Below are 18,126 nucleotides of genomic sequence, written 5' to 3' on the forward strand. Positions count from 1 at the left end.
CTCCTTATTGCTGCGCAGTATCATCCACCGGTGTCTCCTGAAGTCCGAGCCTCTCAGCCGCGTATCTTACAAGCATCTGTGTCCAGACATTATATGCAGACTTACTCTCATGCAGGAATCCATCACTGCAATACTCGGGTAACAGATTGCCCTGTCCGTCGGAAAGAACTGTCGCCATGTCAATATAGCCCCAACCGTTCTGATTTGCAAGTTCATGAACTGCCTGATTGAAGGCTGCGATATTCGTATTATTCAGTTTACCTTTGCCCAAATCCTTAAGCGTATAGGTTGCGCTGATAATGTTAATCTCCATATCGGGAGATAATTCCCTGATCTTATCAACGAGCTGGGGATAAAGAGCCACAGACTCATCAATATCATAGCTGACATCATTTATTCCGAAAAACAGGAAAGCCTTCTTCGCTCCCATCATCTGCATTGATTCCCAGATGGGATGCTGCGCTCCCTGATATAGCGGATGTACACTTTTCTCACTTACAGGCCAGAACGCGTTATGAAGCGAAAGCGATCCTGCTGCAAGAAACTGCAGCTGTGTAAGCATCGGATCAGAGCTCCTGGCCGAATAATTCCTAAATCCCAGAAGAACCGAATCTCCCGCAAATACCGTATTTTCATAGAACTGACGAATCTGTTCCATCTGTTCGTCGGAATAATGCATATTCTGAAGCGTCTGAAGATCATAGGATGCAGTAAATCCGCTTCCTAAAGTATTCTCAGCAGTAGTATCATCTGCAGGAGCAACATCTACAGAAACATCATCTGAAGAGCCCTCAGAAGCCACTTCATCACCGCCCTCACTCGCGGCATTACCTTCCTGCTCTGTCTCTTCCCCACTAACAGCCTCACCGGCATCATCGGTGACCTGCTCGTCTGCACTGATTTCTTCAGTGCTCTCGTTCGTTTTCTCTGTATCCTGAGAAGAAACCTCTTCTGCTTCCACGACTATCTGAGTGGAAACCTCTTCCGCGGGGCTGTCAGATTCCTCTGCAGCGGCGCTCTTCTCACTATCTATCTTCTGAAAAATAGATGTGTTCTCTGCGGTATCGCCTTCATCAGGCTGACTTTTTGCTCCGCAGGCACATAAACTCACAGAAACTCCGACCACAGCCAGAAGTCCAGCTAATTTCCCAAATTTCACCTTTATAAAAATCCTCTCTTGAAAAACATCATCTTTGGCAGAATATCTGCCTTATGCAGCATAATTTAATGTGGTTATAATCAAAACCTGTCGCCACACATACATTACATTTTATCAAAAATACGCCGACAGTAACAGTTATTTTTTCAGTAAAATCAAAAATAAAACCGGCCGAATTATGAAATCCGACCGGTGTACTTCTTCTATATTCATCTGCTTACAAATCTGCCCTAAAACTCAGCCTCTTTGTAAGCTCTGCAATAACTCAATTGCTGTTTTCCCCTCTGTCTGTCCTGCCACAGCAGGAGTATTGTACTTTCCGAGAAGTTTAGTCCTCATTTCTTCCGGGTGATTGTACAGCTGATCCATGATTCGGTCAAACGCTTTTTTCCATTCCATACTTTTCTCCTTGCTAATCCGAAGGTCCCCACCATCAGATTCTGAATACCTGTCTGCCTTTTTCTGCGTTCTGAAAAAACATTTGCAGAACTTTCTCCCCCCAGATAAAGACTTCTGTGTTTCAGATGCAAGGTTAATATTAAAGTATTGGCCGTCTCCAATCAAGGAACAAAAACTTAAGAAATTCTTAAAATTTTATTTCTTAAATTTCACGAATTATTGAAACGAAATATCATTTATTCTTTTGTAACAGCGTGTATTCCAAATACAGTAAAAATCATGAGTCCAACACCAACTATCAGGCATACTATCCAGTTACGTACAAATCCTGCAATTATATATGCAACGCAGGATACTATTGCTGCTGTTATCGCGTAAGGCAGCTGCGTTGAAACGTGATTTATGTGTTTACATTCAGCACCTGCACTCGCCATGATCGTCGTATCGGAAATCGGTGAGCAGTGATCTCCGCAAACAGCTCCTGCCATGCAGGCTGAAATCGAGATGATCATAAGCTCATTGCCCATATCAGATCCGAAGACCTTAGCAACTATCGGAATAAGGATACCAAAGGTTCCCCATGATGTTCCGGTCGCAAACGCAAGAAATGCTCCGATTATGAAAACAATTGCAGGGAGCAAACTCATAAGCGCATCTTTGTCTGCAATATTGGCCACAAGACCTCCGACATACTCAGCAGCTCCAAGGGAGTCTGTCATTGACTTAAGTGTCCATGCAAAGGTCAGAATCATAATAGCGGGCACCATGCTCTTAAAACCTTCAGGTATAGCATTCATGCACTCTGTAAAGCTGAGTACCTTTGTAGCAACCATAAAGATAATCGTAATGACAAGGGCTACCACCGAACCATACACAAGACCTACAGAAGCATCTGATCCTGCAAAAGCATCAACAAAGTTTGTACCTTCAAAAAATCCACCGGTATAGATCATTCCGATAACACAGCACACAATCAGTGTAATGATGGGAAGTACCAGATGAATAACCCGGCCATTCACGGACACAGGCGGAGTAGGCTGATCTTCCGCACCTGTCATACTGGAGTGTCTTTTATTCTTCTCGCTGTCCTTATCAGCGCTACCGCCTACTCTGAGTTCAGCCTTTTTCATGGGACCGAATTCTATTTTTCCAAAAGTAAGAGTAAGCATCATTACTATTGTCAAAAGTGCATAGAAGTTATACGGAATAGCTCTTACAAAAAGTGTAAGTCCGTTAGCACCATCAACGAAGCCAGTTACAGCGGCTGCCCAGGAAGAAATAGGTGCAATAATACACACGGGAGCTGCAGTTGCATCAATTAGATATGCCAGCTTTTCCCTTGATATCTTGTGCTTATCTGTAAGCGGTCTCATAACAGAACCAACTGTAAGGCAGTTGAAATAGTCATCGATGAAAATCAGACAGCCAAGTGCTATTGTCGCCAGCTGCGCGCCTGTCTTGGTTTTCACATGGGTAGTTGCCCATTTTCCAAAAGCTGCAGATCCGCCTGCTCTGTTCATAAGCATTACCATGCTTCCGAGAACTACAAGGAATATCAGAATACCGACATTCCACCCATCGGAGAGCTGTCCGATCATTCCATCCACAAAAACATGCTGCATTGTAGCAGTAAAACTGAAATTGGTGTAGAGAAGACCACCCACGAGAATTCCTACGAATAGCGACGAATAAACTTCCTTGGTGATCAGCGCCAGAGCTATCGCGATAATAGCCGGCAAAAGAGCCCAAAAACTGTTAACAAACATTTTTACTCCCCTCCTCCTTAAATTTTCACTTTTTTCATATATAATGCGAATACCGCAGCAGAACTCTCTGGTGCGGTATTCGATGTTTCTTTATTTGATTATACTATATCGCTTTAATGTATAAAAGCTACAATATCATTCTTTTTATTAAACGATACCCTGAGCCTTCATAGCCTCTGCAACCTTAAGGAAGCCTGCGATGTTAGCACCTGCAACATAGTTGCCTTCCTGACCATACTTCTTAGCAGCATCGTCAATGTTGTGATAGATGTCAACCATGATTCTCTTAAGCTTTGCATCTACCTCTTCGAAGGTCCAGCTAAGTCTCTCGGAGTTCTGGCTCATCTCAAGAGCTGATGTAGCAACACCACCTGCGTTTGCAGCCTTACCACCTACGAACATAACCTTGTTCTGCTGTAAGTACTCTGTAGCCTCGATAGTTGTAGGCATGTTAGCACCTTCGCAAACAGCGATACATCCGTTAGCAACAAGCTGCTTAGCATCCTCAAGAAGAAGCTCGTTCTGTGTTGCGCAAGGAAGAGCAACATCACACTTGATGCTCCATACGCCTCTGCCCTCATGATACTCAGCAGACTTTCTTGCTGCAGCATAATCTGTAAGGCGTGCTCTCTTAACTTCCTTAACCTCTTTAAGAAGCTCAACATCGATTCCCTCGGGATCATAGATCCAGCCTGTGGAATCAGAACATGTAACAACCTTAGCACCGAGCTGCTGTGCCTTCTCGATAGCGTAGATAGCAACGTTACCTGCACCTGAAACAACTACTGTCTTACCCTTGATATCAGAGCCGTTGCACTTAAGAAGCTCCTCTGTAAGGTAAAGAAGGCCATAACCTGTAGCCTGTGTACGAGCAAGTGATCCGCCGTATGTAAGGCCCTTACCTGTAAGAACGCCTTCGTATGTATCACGGATTCTCTTGTACTGACCATACATGAATCCAATCTCACGTCCGCCTACACCGATATCACCTGCAGGAACGTCTGTATCAGCACCGATGTGTCTGAAAAGCTCTGTCATGAAGCTCTGGCAGAATGCCATGATCTCTCTGTCTGACTTACCCTTGGGATCGAAGTCGGAACCACCCTTACCGCCGCCGATCGGAAGACCTGTAAGTGAATTCTTGAAGATCTGCTCAAAGCCAAGGAACTTGATGATACCAAGATTTACTGAAGGATGGAAACGAAGTCCTCCCTTGTAAGGTCCGATTGCTGAATTAAACTGAATACGGAATCCGTTATTAACCTGAACCTGTCCCTTATCATCAACCCACGGAACTCTGAAAAGAATCTGTCTCTCGGGAGTACAAAGTCTCTCAAGGAGAGCATCCTTTCTGTACTCATCCTCATGAGCATCGATAACTACTCTGAGTGAATCAAGTACTTCCTTTACAGCCTGATGGAATTCCGGCTGTGCGGGGTTTTTCTCAACAACATAATTGTAGACTTCATCAACGTAAGACATTTTTTGCTCCTCCTAAAAAATTAAAATTGTGTACAAAAAAAGAGCGTAAAGATTTATAGGTCTTTACGCTCCCTTGCGTAGACACCACTGTCTGACAAGTATTATTCCACAGAGATTAAAAATCGTCAAGCACTTTATTGCTTTAAACCGATAAAAATATTATTGCGGGAACTTCACACCTGTCTGGTCCCTAATAAAATCCATCATATTCATTATCTTAAGAGTAAGCGCATGAGGCATCTGCGGGCACTCCTTCCAGCCTTCGGAAAGCGCCTTAAACGCTGCCTCAATTTCATATTCATAGCCGGTTATCTGCTTCTCTTTCTTATAATGCGCAATTGTCTCTCCGGCATTGTTATATACAACAATCTCTGAAAAGTTGTTAATATCCTGTACTTCAATATGTCCGTTTGCACCGTATATTATTCCCTTACATGGACCAAAGGATGTTGCCGAGCAGGTAACAACCGCCATCTGCCCGCTGCGATATTTGAGTGACACGGTATCCTGGATATCAACTCCCGTATCACCAAGCACAGCCTGGCTCTTTATATCAGTTATATCTTCCCCCAGAATCATTGAAGCAAAAGTAAGTCCGTATACACCAAGATCAAGAAGAGCTCCTCCTCCGAGTGAAGGATCCTGGATTCTTTGTTTCCACGCTATGTTATAGCTAAGGTCAGCCATTACCATCGAGATTTCCCCGATGACGTTACTTGCAATAACTTCCTTAAGCTTTCCCGCAAGAGGAAGGAATCTTGTCCACATAGCTTCTGTAAGAAGCACATCCTTCTTTGCTGCAAGGTCAAATAGTTCCTTCGCCTGCTCTTCATTTAATGTAAATGCCTTTTCGCAAAGAACATTCTTACCGTTCTCAAGTGCCAGCTTAACATTCTCATAATGCGCAGAATGCGGAGTTGCCACATATATCAGATCAATTTTGGGATCCTGACAAAGCTCTTCATACGAGCCGTAAAAATGTTTAATCTTAAATTCCTTGGCAAAACTCTCGGCCTTCTCCTTGGTTCTCGATGCTACGGCATAGCATGTAACGCCTCTCATTCCTGAAAGTGTCTTTGCCATAATTCTGGCAATCTCGCCTGTTCCAAGTATTCCAACTTTTTTCTTATCAAATATCATTCCCATTTCCCTCGCCCGGCACTTCGTGCCAACTGCTCCTCATCGGAGATAACCTTCTGTTAAAAAAACGCGCAGCACTGTCAGTGCTACGCGCCAATGTTAATTATACCATATCCTTATTCTTTTTTAAGGAATTCAGATTTTACATAACCGCTCTTGCCGTTATATTCAACCTTAGCCCAGCCGTTCGCATACTGTTCCTTAACATCAACAAAGTCTCCGGCATAGATGGTTGTTACGATATCAGTATCTGTTCCCTGTCCCTTACGGAGTTTAACAGCCTCTGATACCTGCATCTTACCCTTATCATAGACACTGACTGATGCGCTTTCTGTTTGCTCTTCCTGCTTCTCTTCCTTCTTTTCCTCGGTCTTTTCTTCTGTCTGCTCTTCCTTCTTTTCCTCAGTCTGAGTCTCGGTATTCTCTTCGGTCTGGGTATCTGCAGCTGCCTGATCCTCAGTTACTTCCTCGAAGTACTCGGTCTTTACATAAGCTGTTCCGCCGTTATACTCAATCTTACTCCAGCCATTTGCAAGTGCTTCGAGCTGTGTGAACTCCTGTCCCTTTTCTGTTTTGCCAATCTTATCGGCTGTCTCGGAATCAGAGCTTCTGATATTGATTACGTCTGTCGCTTTGATCTTCTTAACCACCTGCTGCTGTTCCTCAGCGGGCTGCTCCTGCTCAGCCGGGGCAGCTTCAGCTCCTTCGGTAGCTTCTCCGGCCTCAGTACCTTCAGCAGTTTCGCCTTCAGGATTCTCTGCCGCAGCTTCAGCACCCTCAGGATTCTCCTGGTTCGCAGCTTCAAGCATTGATGTATCTCCGGACTCAATAGCTGCAAGTGCCTCTCCTACAGATACCTGGATGCTGGCACTCATATCGGAAAGGAAAGTAGCAAGCGCCTCATTGGAAGCAATAATCTTATTGTAATCATCAGCAACAGTATTGTTGAGATCAACAACATCAGCCTGAAGAGAAATGTTGCTGATATACTCAGTAACCTTATCATCGACTACATCACCATTGATGTAGAGCTTACCGTTTTCATCGGTACAAACAAACATAGTCTGCATTCCGGGAAGTGCTGTGTCATAGCCGTCAAATAAAACCTCAGTGTACACGTAAGCAACATAGCTTCCGTCAACAGGACCGGGTTTGGTATAAACATCTACGGTAGGAATTCCGGTGATATACTTCGATACCTCCTTGAGTCTAAGCTCCTCTGTTGATTCAAGTCCCGTATAAACCGACTTGATCGTCTCCATATCTCCTGCTGCATAAGCGTTAAAGTATGTGCTCATCAGCGCATTAACATCCTCATGAGCATTCTTCTCAAGATCTACCTCCGGAACAATATAGCTTCCATTCTCATCGATTGTAACCTGCGCGTCCTCTGCCTCTGTCGGCACAGCTCTGTTATTGGCCTTAAGTGCTATAACAATTGTAATAATTACCGCAACAACAAGCACCAGTGGCATCACAAGCTTCTTATTGTCAGAGATAAATTCCCAGAAGTTGCGCTTATCCATAGCAGCGAAAGGATTCTCCGGCTTACTACTCTTTTTGTTAAAATTCATACCCTTAAAATTCATAAAACTCTATATCCTTTCTGTGACAAAAGATGCACCCGACAGGAATCGAACCTGCATTAAAGGCGTCGGAGGCCTCCGTTCTATCCATTAGACTACGGGTGCAAAATTGTTACAGATTTATTACGTACCCGACTATAATACCATAGTATCTCTGACCTGTTCAACCTTTTTTATATTATTTTCGTGCGTCCTGTCGTAGTAATAAAGGCTGTCCGACAGCACATCTTCCGGCAAAACGCATGTTGCGTTTACAGTTTTTATCATATATTCAAGTGTTCCGGGCTCATCCTGTGAAAATAGTTCCTTAACAAAGATCACCTCGTGTACTGATGATGGTAGAATATAATAATTCGATCCAAAGTGCTCAGCCACTTCCTTAAGAAGCTCCGGATAAAGGATTACCGATGCTCCGTTTGTTAATTTTTCGTTACTTGCTACCAGCAACCCCTCAAAATAAGAGTCATATCCAAATACATCACCGGGACAGCAGTTCTGTCCTCCCTGCTTTTCCAAATAATCATATATAGGTACAATCTCAGCAGGATATAATCTTGGGGTGTTATCCAAAGCAGCCTCAAAGAGATCCTCTTCCGTAACATCCCAGATTTTCATAATCTCGTTATTTACAGCAACGCTTCCCTCAATCCCCATTGCAGAGAGCGAAACAAAATAGGTTACCGCAAGATCCTCCATGAGCCTGTGCGGAATTTCCTTAAGCTTTTCCTTATTTCTCTTCGAACTGACAAGCCTGAAACAAATCTTGTCACAGACAAGGTCGAAGTCCGAAAAGAATGAAAAATCAACTTTTTCGCCCACAAGATGCTGGTCGATCACCCTTATTATATCATTAAAAACGCTGCCGAAAGACTTTCCCTTCAGGAACTCCTCATAAAAATCATCAAGATATACCGTAGGTCCGCAGTTCCCACCAACAAGAGTTACACAAATTCCCATTTTCTTTAGTCCGTTATTTTTGTCCACCTCATGCATGGAAACCTTTCCTTTTCCCTCATAATACTCTGCTGCCTTGTCTCTTACCTCATTAAAAAAATTGTTTTTATTCATTATTTCTCCTTTTTTACCTAAACACGCAAAAAGGCAATGAAAGATATCATTTTTTCTTTCATTGCCTTACAAGTCTATAAATACAATTTTTTCAGATGAACGGTAATTATACTCTGGAGAGGTATTCTCCTGATCTTGTGTCGATCTTGATTACATCGCCTTCGTTAACGAAAAGCGGAACCTGAACAACAGCACCTGTCTCAACAGTAGCAGGCTTTGTAGCACCTGTAGCTGTATCACCCTTGAAGCCGGGCTCTGTCTCAGTAATAGCGAGCTCTACGAAAAGCGGAGGCTCAATAGCAAATACGTTGCCATTGTATGAGTTAACCTGAACGGTCTCATTCTCCTTAACATATTTCATTGAATCGCCTACCTGATCCTTTGTAAGAGAGATCTGCTCATAGGATTCGTTATCCATGAAGTTGAAAAGATCACCATCAGCATAAAGATACTGCATATCCTTACGATCGATACGTGCTGCAGGGAACTTCTCTGTAGGACGGAAAGTTGTCTCCTTAACACCGCCGTTGATAATATCCTTAAGCTTTGTTCTTACAAATGCTGCGCCCTTACCGGGTTTTACATGCTGGAATTCTATAATCTGACATACATTGCCATCAATCTCGATGGTCATACCGTTTCTGAAATCACTTGCAGAAATCATAAAAATCCTCCTAATTAATACAAATCAAACAACTAGATTATATTATACTAATGTTATATTTTTTTCAACAACTTTTTTTCATGCAGTAATCAATTGCCTCCAGATATCCCTGAAGTCCATGTCCGTATATCTGTTTATCGCAGGCGGGTGCGGTGACGGAATTCGCCCTGAAGTCCTCTCTCTCCTTTATATTGGAGATGTGCACTTCCACCTTGATGATATTTTCAAGGCTTTTTAGAGCATCATGTATCGCATAACTGTAATGAGTATATGCTCCGGGGTTTATGACAATTCCCTCTGTGCCGTCAAAATATGCTTCCTGCAGCTTATCGATAATCGCTCCTTCGTGATTCGACTGCCATACTTCAACGTCCGCTCCGCATGAAGATGCCTTATCCTCTATCATTTTAACAAGATAATCGTAATCCTCATTGCCGTATACCGCTTTCTCTCTTATGCCAAGAAAATTAAGATTGGGTCCGTTTATAACTAGTAGCTTCATTTTCGTAATCCTCAAATCAGTCTCTCTATTATCTCATTTGCAACCTGCAAAGCATCTATCGCATCCGTATCGATCTCGATGTCACTTGCATCCTCATAAACCGCTCTTCTCTCATTCTGCAGATCTTTTATTTTCTGTAAAACATCATCGGACTTAAGAAGTGGTCTGGTTCTGTCATCCTTGATCCTGTCATAGACAGTCTCGGGTTTTGCTTTTAGAAAAATGACCTTACCTATCTTTTTAAGGAACTCTCTGTTTACTTCTTTAAGCGGAAGTCCGCCTCCAACCGAAAGAATAAAACGCTTTTTTTCGCTTTCGAGGAGCTGCTTTATATACTCTGTCTCCATATCCCTGAAAGCACCTTCACCCTGATGCTCAAAAATCGAACTGATCGTGGTTCTCTGCTGATGTTCAATCTCCGAATCGGAATCAAGCAGCTCATATCCAAGCATTGTTGACAGCATCTTGGCGACTGTGCTTTTTCCGCTTCCCATAAAACCGGTGAGCACAATATTCTGCCCATCCATAAGTTCCCCGAGAAGTCTCCCGTATACTGTCTCACTCTGGTTTCGTGTGATCTTTATGCCGTTCCACTTTTCATAGGCGTCTATTCCCTGATACAAAAGCATCCTGAGTCCGGATATGCTCTTTGCCCCCGCCTTCTTGCAATTCTGCAAAAACTGTGTATTAAGCGGTCTGTAAACTGCATCAAATCCGGTGCTCAGCTTTTCATAGAAAGAAGGATCCTCTATTACCGCCTTATCCGATTCAGGAAAAAGTCCCACCTGAGTCATCTGCATACAGATGTACTTTTTGTCTGAAGGAAGCTCATTATATGCCGAAAGCTCCATCGGAATTGCAATATCTTTTCCGGCGTATCCATTGACATCAGCGCACAGATCAGCCGCCCTCTCAAAGGTTCTGTTTAGAATATAGACCTCTGCAGCGCCTTCATTCACACACATAAATGCCGCCGGTCTTGCAACTCCTCCGGCTCCCAGTATAATAACCGACTGCCCCGAAAGGCTTACATTTTCTTCCTTCAAAGATCTAAGAAGCCCTGTATAGTCCGTGTTATATCCCTTAAAACCGGTGTTATCCTCAGTTCTGACGAGAGTATTTACAGCACCTATTTTCTCTGCAACAGGATCAATCTCCTTAAGAAAAGGAATAACTGCACTCTTATGCGGAATCGTAACATTAAGCCCCAGAACATCAAGAGCCAATGCCCCCTTTACCGCCGCCTCAACATTTTCACCCTTCACCTCAAAGGGCACGTATACCATATCCGTATCCGTAAGCTCGTTCAATGTATTATGAATAGCTGGCGACAACGTATGATGAACGGGATTACCTATAAGTCCGCAGACTCTCGTAGTACCCTTTATGTCTTTTCCCATATCAGCCTCCAAGTGGTACTCTATTTTTCCATGCGCTTTACATGCTTTTTGTAAAAGAAGAGAACGATTGCTTCAAACCACCTTTTAATAACGATCTGAATCTCTTCCTTCTTATCTATCTGCTTTACAAGAATCGTATGCATTCCGGCTCTGTTTGCTCCCCAGACATCAGTAAAAATCTGATCACCCACAAACAAAGTATTATCCGGACCGGTTCCCATCTTCTCCATGGCCTTAAAATAGCCTGAAAGGAAGGGCTTGTTTGCCTTGTATATATATCCCGATTCCACAGCATCCGCAAAAAGGCTTACTCTGGGCTCTTTATTATTTGATAGCAGCATTGTCTGATATCCCAACTCATGAAGCTTATCAAAAAGCTCTACAGCGCGCTCATCAGCCGGCGCTCCGTGCGGAACAAGGGTATTATCTATATCAAAAATAACCCCTCTGTAGCCCTCATCATATAATCTGTCAAATGGAATTAAATAGGTTGATTCCGAGATCTCGCTCGGATAAAGTAAGTGTCTCATAGAGAAAACTATAACATAAAAAAAGGACAGGAAAAACACTTTCCTATCCCTTAATTTTCATTAAATTATCAAATCACTTGCGAACGACAAGTCCGTCCTCATCATTCATCACTACACTGCTGTCACCGGCAGTTTCTTTTCTTCTTACAGCTCCGCTTCCCACAAAATACTGATATTCATGAAGAATTGAATCCTTCTGCATATCCGAAACGGCCTTGCGCATAACGCTCGACTGAATTCCTCCGAGATTGGAAAGTCCCACAAGTGAACTGTCTCTATTCCCCAAAGACACTCTGACATCACTTATATTTGAGTTTCTGCGGGGAGTTTTTACAACCTCCTCAGAAACAGACTTTTCAGTATTATCGCTTTCCTTAACATTGCTCTGGGGTGTAGACTCCGGTCTTACCTGCGAACTCTTATCCGGTGAAGCGATGGCGTCCTGATATATTTCGCGTATATATGAGTTATCAAGCCCATCAATCCTCATACGCCCCTCCTTTCTTCATACATCGTTATAATACACGAACTTGTGGCGTTTTTCAATCATTTCACATCATCTTGTATTATATCGGCATATAGGGGCGAAAACTTTATACCTTGGGCTGTCTTATTCCGGCAGCCTCCAGAAGCTGCATGGTATAAGGGCTCTTGGGATCTTTATAAACAGCTCTCGGAACACCGTATTCCTCAATGATTCCCTCATGCATAACAGCTACATGGTCACATATCTGATATATGACGCGAAGATCATGGGATATAAAAAGAATAGTAATTCCCATATCCTGATGAAGTTTCTGCAACAGTTCCAGAATCTGAGCCTGAATCGTAACATCAAGAGCCGATACAGGTTCATCCGCAATCAAAACCTTGGGCGATTTCATAAGAGCAACGCCTATGCTGACTCTCTGCCTCTGCCCTCCGGATAGCTGCGACGGATATCTGTCCATCATATTCTCCTGAAGGCCTATTGCACGCATGATCTCCTTTGCCCGCTTTTGTCTCTCCTCTTTAGTCCAATTCCTTGTTTTATCAGCCCTTAAGGGCTCTTCCAAAAGCCATCCGATTTTCTTTGTGGGATTAAGGGACGAATACGGATCCTGGAAAACCATCTGTGCATCATTGTATTTCTGAATAAGCTCTCCTTCGATATCCTTATTCATTCCAACCAGGGCCTTAGCAAGGGTGGATTTACCGCATCCTGACTCCCCGGCAATTCCAAGAATCTCTCCTTCATATATATCAAGAGAAACTCCTTTTAAAACCTGCCTTCTATGGTCCCTGCTAAGCGGATTCTTTTTATGATCTTTGTAGTAAACCTTCAGATCCTTGATCTGAATTACCTTTTCCTGTTCCATAGGACATTCCTTTTACGATAGATCTATCTGCGGAATCGCAGCTATAAGCTTTCTTGTGTAGAGCATCTGAGGTCTTCTGAAAATATTCTCCACATCGCCAATCTCTACTATATTCCCCTTTTGCATAACTATAACTCTTTTGCAAAGCTGTCTGATGAGTGATAGATCGTGGGAGATAAAAATGATTGCGGTTCCTTTTTCTCTGTTCATTTTCCTAAGAAGTTCCACAATCTGAGCCTGAATTGTGACATCCAGCGCCGTCGTCGGCTCATCCGCGATCAATATCCTGGGCTCACCTATCATCGCTGCAGCTATCATAACTCTCTGGCGCATTCCGCCCGACAGCTCATGCGGATACATATTGTAAACACGCTCCGGCTCCCGAAGTCCTACTGCCTCCATCATCTCGATGGCGCGGCGTTTTCTTTCCTTTTTATCTATTTCGCGGTGGTGGATCCTAAGTGATTCCTCCACCTGCCAGCCAATCTTCTTCACCGGATTAAGAGAGGTCATGGGCTCCTGGAAAATCATTGATATCTCATCACCCTGATATGACCTCAGCTTTTGTCTGTCACAGGTTAAAAGATCGGTACCGTCGAACATGATTCTGCCTTGTTTCGTGAGGGCGTGTCTTTTCAAAAGTCCTGCGATTGCGAGGGCGCTCATGCTTTTCCCGGATCCGGATTCCCCGACGATTCCGACAATCTCACCCTCTTCAAGCATAAGATCAAAGTCCTCGACAACCGTCTCCGGCTTGTCATGATCATGAAATTCTATATGAAGATCAGTAACATCAAGTATTACATTTCCCATAAACTGCTTTCCTTATAAAAATCATTGAATTCTCTTTATACCTTCACCAAGGAACGAAAATCCCAAAACCATAAGCACAATCACAAGACCTATGCTTATTACATAGCTGGGTCTGTTGAACAGATAACCCTGTGCATCCGAGAGCATTTTCCCGAGACTTGCATAGGGCGGCTGCGCACCTATTCCAAGGAAACTGAGTCCCGCCTCCGCAAGAACAGCATTGTTAAAGCCGATCATCACTGATGAAAGCAATACTCCTACCGTGTTTGGTAGTATGTGTACAAATATTATTCTGATATTTGAAACTCCCTGGAGCCTTGCTACTTCCACATAATCCATGTTTCTGCACCTTAGGAATTCACCTCGCACTATGCGGGCAAAGCTTGGTACAAATGATATTCCGAGAGCTACAGCAACCTGATAGGTTCCGGTTCCGAAAAGGCTCACAAAAACCAGCGAGAGCAAAATACTGGGAAACGCCAGCATTGCATCAATAATTCTCATTGTCACCTCGCCAAACATTCCTCCGAAATATCCGGCAAGAGCTCCGATAATTGTCCCTACTCCCGCTCCGATCAAAATGGTGAACGTCGCAATTATAAGAGTAATCCTGCTTCCGTAGAGAACTCTGCTGAACACATCTCTTCCCATGTTATCAGTGCCCATGATGTGCTTAAGAGAGATACCCTGAAGCTTTGCCGAAGCATCCATCTTAGTCGGGCTATAGGGAGTATAGAATACTCCCACTATAACCATAAGGAGTATTATTCCCGTAAGTATTGTCCCAAGGAGAAGAAATGTATTTCTCTGCCCTGTAGCTTTATTCTTTTTGAAAAGTGAAAGAAATTTCTTCATTACTCCTCCACCTCGATTCTGGGATTGATAATTCTGTAAATGATATCAACCAACAGATTTATCACAAGGACCATGATTGCTATTCCCATGATGATTGCCTCTACCACGGGATAATCCCTGTTGTTGATTGAGCTTAGAAGTATGCGGCTTATTCCGGGGATTCCGAAAACCTGCTCAATTACAATACTTCCGGCAACCATATCGGCGAGAGCCATTCCCATAAATGTAACTACAGGAATCATGGCATTTTTCAAGACGTGACGATACAGAACGCCGTTTGTGGTATTTCCCCTACTGTAGGCTGTTCTTGTATAATCCTTTCCGGCCTCATCAATGACAGAACCTCTAAGAAGCTTCGTCGCCATTGCTGCCTTAGGAAGTGCTATGGCAAAAGCCGGCAAAATCAGGTATTTAAGAAATCCCTGAACATCCTTTGTATATGAAACAAAACCTCCCGGAGTGAATATTTTCAGAATCACACCAAAAAAGAAGGTCAATAATATTCCTGAGAAAAACGGCGGTACCGCCATAATTATCTGATTAATAACAGAAATCACATGATCAATTATTCCATTCTCGTACTTTGCAGTGTAAATGCCGAGCGGAATCGATATGATGACCATGATCACAAAAGACATAATAGCAAGTGTAAGCGTAATCGGGATTTTTTCTGCAAGCATACCCGCTACGGGAATCTTGTAATCATAGGAGGTTCCCATATCCCCCTGTAAAAATGCTATAAACCAGCGAAAATATCTGACAAGAAGTGGATCATTAAGTCCCATTTTTGCTCTGTACTGCGCTATCAGTTCAGGTGTAGCCTCTGTTCCGAACATTCTTGTTACCGGATCTCCCGGTATTAGGCTAAATGCAAAGAACACGCACAAAGATACAACGAATAAAGTCAGCACCATGCTCAAAACTTTTTTCAATACGTATCTCATATGCGTGTTCCTCTTTTTTCAATATTTTATTTAGCAGGTTTTATCTTTGAAAAATCCTGTGCGTAAAGCGGATAGAAAGTATAACCTGTAAACTTCTTATTTAATACTACAAACTCCGGAAGATCCTGAATGTATACATTGGCTGCGGTCTCAGAAAGAATCTTCTCACATTCCTTGTAGTTCTTGGTCTTCTCGGCATCATCAGTTGCATTCACAGCTGCATCAAATGCTGCATCGTAGGACGCATCATTGTAGTTGATGAAGTTGTTGTGCGCATCAGATCTGAATCTGCTAAGAAGTGCGTAAGCTGTAAGTGTTGAAGCATCAACACCGATAACCGTTGACTGGAAGTTGCGGTTTGTATATACATCATCAAGCCATGTATTCCACTCAACTTCCTGGATGGTAGCGTTAACACCGATAGCCTTAAACTCCTCAACAAGCACCTGTGCTGTGTCTACGTGCTGAGTGTAGTTTGAGGGAACGGTTATTGTAAAGTCGAAACCATTCGGATATCCTGCCTCTGCAAGCAGCTGCTTAGCCTTATCAATATCCTGGTTATAGGTCTCACTAAGGCTTGCATCAAAATACTTACCGAAGGAAGGGAACATACTGCTTCCGATCTCGGTTCCCTTTCCGTCTGATACAAAGTCCATGATTTCCTGCGGGCTTATAGCATAGCAGAGAGCCTGACGAACCTGTTCGTTGTTGAAGGGCTCCTCGGCATTGTTTAGATACAGTGCCTGAACAAGGTTCATGGTTCCTTCATATACATCAAACTTATCGGAAAGCTGTGACATCTGTGCAGATGTTACTCTTGCAAACATATCAATGGAGCCGCCTTCAAGATCCATAACGATTGAATCAGCATTAGCCTCAACCTTAAGTGTTATGTCCTTAATGTATGCGGGCTCGCCCCAATATTCATCAAACTTGGTAAGTATTACGTTCTCCTGAGGTGAACGTGAAACAAACTTATAAGGGCCTGTTCCCACAGGATTACCTTCGGGATCCTCATTGGAAGCGGGAATAATAGCTACTGTCATATATGCCAGAAACTCTGTATTTGCTTCCTTAAGTGTCATTACTACTGTGGAATCATCCGCAATCTCAACACTATCAATATTAGAAAATGCCGATATCAACGGATCTGTTCCATCGGTACCGGCATTACGCTCGATTGAATATTTAACATCCTCCGCCGTAACCGTAGAACCGTCATGGAACTTAACGCCTTCTCTAAGTGTGAAGGTATAAGTTTTTCCATCCTCAGAAATTGTGTACTCGCTGGCTATGGCAGGCTGCAGATTACCATCCTGGTCAGGCTTCACAAGTCCTTCGTAAACATTGAACAGTACTTCTCTGGTTCCCGCCGCCTGTGCGATGTGCGGGTCCATACTGTCAATATCCTGTGGAATACCAATGGTAATCTTTGAAAGATCATCTGAACTTGCAGTGTTGTCAGCTGTCTCCGCTTTACCGTCCTTTCCTGAACTGGTATTCTCGGTAGCATTGGTCGCATCTGCCGTAGATTCCTCTGCCTTTTTACCTGAGCATCCGCTCATAGTAAGAGTCAGTGTCGTTAACACAACTAAAAGTGTGGAAAGTCCTCTCCTTCCAATACCTTTTTTCATCATGTTACAATCCTTCTTTCTTTATTTAGTTTTCGCACCAAAACAATTTGATTATCAAGTCTTGATGCACCATAAACTATACGGAAAGACGTAGCAGATGTCAACAGCCAAGGTCAGATGACAGTTTATTTCAGCAAGGGTGTGTTCTTATCTGTAGAATCGGTTATAACACCCTCTTCTTCCTTCTCCAGTACTATCTTAAGCTCATCCATGAAGGTATTTACATCCTTAAACTCACGGTAAACAGACGCAAATCTTACATAAGCTACAGGATCGAGATTCTTCATCTTATCCATGCAAAGCTCACCGATAATACGGCTGGGGATTTCCTTTTGCTCAAGATTGAAAACCTCAGTCTCTACAGCATCGACAATCTGTGTAATCTGCTGAGCACTTACCGGTCTCTTGTGACATGCTCTCAGCACGCCTGCTTCGATCTTTGCACGATTGTAGGGTTCACGGTTATTATCCTTCTTGATAACAATAAGAGGGATAGTCTCAACCTTCTCATAGGTCGTAAACCTCTTCCCGCAAGAATCGCAGACACGTCTGCGTCTGATGGATGTATTCTCATCCGCAGGTCTTGAATCAATTACACGAGTGTTGTCTTTACCGCAAAAAGGACACTTCATAATGATAACCTTTCTGTGCTTTATCGCACATAAAAAATTATAGATTTGTAACTTTTGATTCTTTTACAAGATTTAGGGGCTAAAAAAAATACCCACACAAGTTATTGTAACATTGTGAAACGGAATTATCCACAAAAAAATGCATTATCTCGCTCAAACTATTAAAAAATGCAAAATAAAACAGTCACCCGATT

18 protein-coding genes and 1 tRNA gene are annotated in these 18,126 nt (G+C 43.1%); all 19 read right to left on the reverse strand.

The window, feature by feature from the left end; translation table 11 throughout:
• Positions 1–4: 4 nt before the first annotated feature.
• The gene (locus G630_RS23325) at positions 5–1,159 is read right to left on the reverse strand and encodes a GDSL-type esterase/lipase family protein (protein ID WP_049946077.1); all 1,155 of its coding nucleotides are present in this window, start codon (positions 1,157–1,159) and stop codon (positions 5–7) included.
• Positions 1,160–1,396: 237 nt separating this feature from the next.
• Entirely contained in the window at positions 1,397–1,558 is a 162-nt protein-coding gene (locus G630_RS24535; RefSeq protein WP_155831926.1) for a hypothetical protein, read from the reverse strand.
• A 236-nt stretch (positions 1,559–1,794) separates the two neighbouring features.
• Complete coding sequence (locus G630_RS0103980) at positions 1,795–3,324, reverse strand: Na+/H+ antiporter NhaC family protein (RefSeq protein WP_026497824.1); 1,530 nt, start codon at positions 3,322–3,324, stop codon at positions 1,795–1,797.
• A gap of 147 nt (positions 3,325–3,471) precedes the next feature.
• A complete protein-coding gene (gdhA, locus tag G630_RS0103985) occupies positions 3,472–4,806 on the reverse strand; it encodes an NADP-specific glutamate dehydrogenase (RefSeq protein WP_022761665.1) in 1,335 nt (444 codons plus the stop codon).
• A 159-nt stretch (positions 4,807–4,965) separates the two neighbouring features.
• The gene (locus tag G630_RS0103990; RefSeq protein WP_022761666.1) at positions 4,966–5,952 is read right to left on the reverse strand and encodes a Gfo/Idh/MocA family protein; all 987 of its coding nucleotides are present in this window, start codon (positions 5,950–5,952) and stop codon (positions 4,966–4,968) included.
• 110 nt (positions 5,953–6,062) lie between these two features.
• The gene (locus tag G630_RS0103995; protein WP_196805747.1) at positions 6,063–7,520 is read right to left on the reverse strand and encodes an SH3 domain-containing protein; all 1,458 of its coding nucleotides are present in this window, start codon (positions 7,518–7,520) and stop codon (positions 6,063–6,065) included.
• A 45-nt stretch (positions 7,521–7,565) separates the two neighbouring features.
• A tRNA-Arg gene (locus G630_RS0104000) sits at positions 7,566–7,637 on the reverse strand.
• 30 nt (positions 7,638–7,667) lie between these two features.
• Positions 7,668–8,600 carry a DUF5688 family protein gene (locus tag G630_RS23330; protein WP_049946078.1) on the reverse strand — a complete coding sequence of 311 codons (933 nt, stop codon included), beginning with the start codon at positions 8,598–8,600 and terminating at the stop codon, positions 7,668–7,670.
• Between the two features lie 106 nt (positions 8,601–8,706).
• Positions 8,707–9,264, reverse strand: coding sequence for an elongation factor P (efp, locus tag G630_RS0104010; RefSeq protein WP_022761669.1), 558 nt, complete (start codon positions 9,262–9,264; stop codon positions 8,707–8,709).
• A 64-nt stretch (positions 9,265–9,328) separates the two neighbouring features.
• Complete coding sequence (locus G630_RS0104015) at positions 9,329–9,766, reverse strand: type II 3-dehydroquinate dehydratase (protein ID WP_022761670.1); 438 nt, start codon at positions 9,764–9,766, stop codon at positions 9,329–9,331.
• 11 nt (positions 9,767–9,777) lie between these two features.
• On the reverse strand, positions 9,778–11,166 hold the full coding sequence (aroE, locus tag G630_RS0104020) for a shikimate dehydrogenase (RefSeq protein ID WP_049946080.1): 1,389 nt from the start codon (positions 11,164–11,166) through the stop codon (positions 9,778–9,780).
• Positions 11,167–11,186: 20 nt separating this feature from the next.
• The gene (locus tag G630_RS0104025; protein ID WP_026497828.1) at positions 11,187–11,696 is read right to left on the reverse strand and encodes a YqeG family HAD IIIA-type phosphatase; all 510 of its coding nucleotides are present in this window, start codon (positions 11,694–11,696) and stop codon (positions 11,187–11,189) included.
• A 73-nt stretch (positions 11,697–11,769) separates the two neighbouring features.
• On the reverse strand, positions 11,770–12,186 hold the full coding sequence (locus G630_RS0104030) for a hypothetical protein (protein WP_026497829.1): 417 nt from the start codon (positions 12,184–12,186) through the stop codon (positions 11,770–11,772).
• A 103-nt stretch (positions 12,187–12,289) separates the two neighbouring features.
• Positions 12,290–13,054: an ABC transporter ATP-binding protein gene (locus G630_RS0104035; protein ID WP_026497830.1), complete on the reverse strand. Its 765-nt coding sequence runs from the start codon at positions 13,052–13,054 to the stop codon at positions 12,290–12,292.
• Between the two features lie 12 nt (positions 13,055–13,066).
• Positions 13,067–13,867 carry an ABC transporter ATP-binding protein gene (locus tag G630_RS20605; protein WP_049944859.1) on the reverse strand — a complete coding sequence of 267 codons (801 nt, stop codon included), beginning with the start codon at positions 13,865–13,867 and terminating at the stop codon, positions 13,067–13,069.
• 21 nt (positions 13,868–13,888) lie between these two features.
• Positions 13,889–14,722, reverse strand: coding sequence for an ABC transporter permease (locus G630_RS20610; protein WP_022761674.1), 834 nt, complete (start codon positions 14,720–14,722; stop codon positions 13,889–13,891).
• A complete protein-coding gene (locus G630_RS0104050) occupies positions 14,722–15,666 on the reverse strand; it encodes an ABC transporter permease (RefSeq protein WP_022761675.1) in 945 nt (314 codons plus the stop codon). Before G630_RS0104050 ends, G630_RS20610 begins: the two co-directional genes overlap by 1 nt.
• 26 nt (positions 15,667–15,692) lie before the next feature.
• Positions 15,693–17,303 (reverse strand): ABC transporter substrate-binding protein, encoded by a 1,611-nt coding sequence (locus G630_RS0104055; protein WP_022761676.1) that lies wholly within the window; start codon positions 17,301–17,303, stop codon positions 15,693–15,695.
• A 122-nt stretch (positions 17,304–17,425) separates the two neighbouring features.
• Positions 17,426–17,932: a transcriptional regulator NrdR gene (gene nrdR / locus G630_RS0104060; protein WP_022761677.1), complete on the reverse strand. Its 507-nt coding sequence runs from the start codon at positions 17,930–17,932 to the stop codon at positions 17,426–17,428.
• Positions 17,933–18,126: the final 194 nt, after the last annotated feature.

The sequence above is a fragment of the Butyrivibrio sp. WCD2001 genome, assembly GCF_000424485.1.
Taxonomy (GTDB): Bacteria; Bacillota; Clostridia; order Lachnospirales; family Lachnospiraceae; genus Butyrivibrio.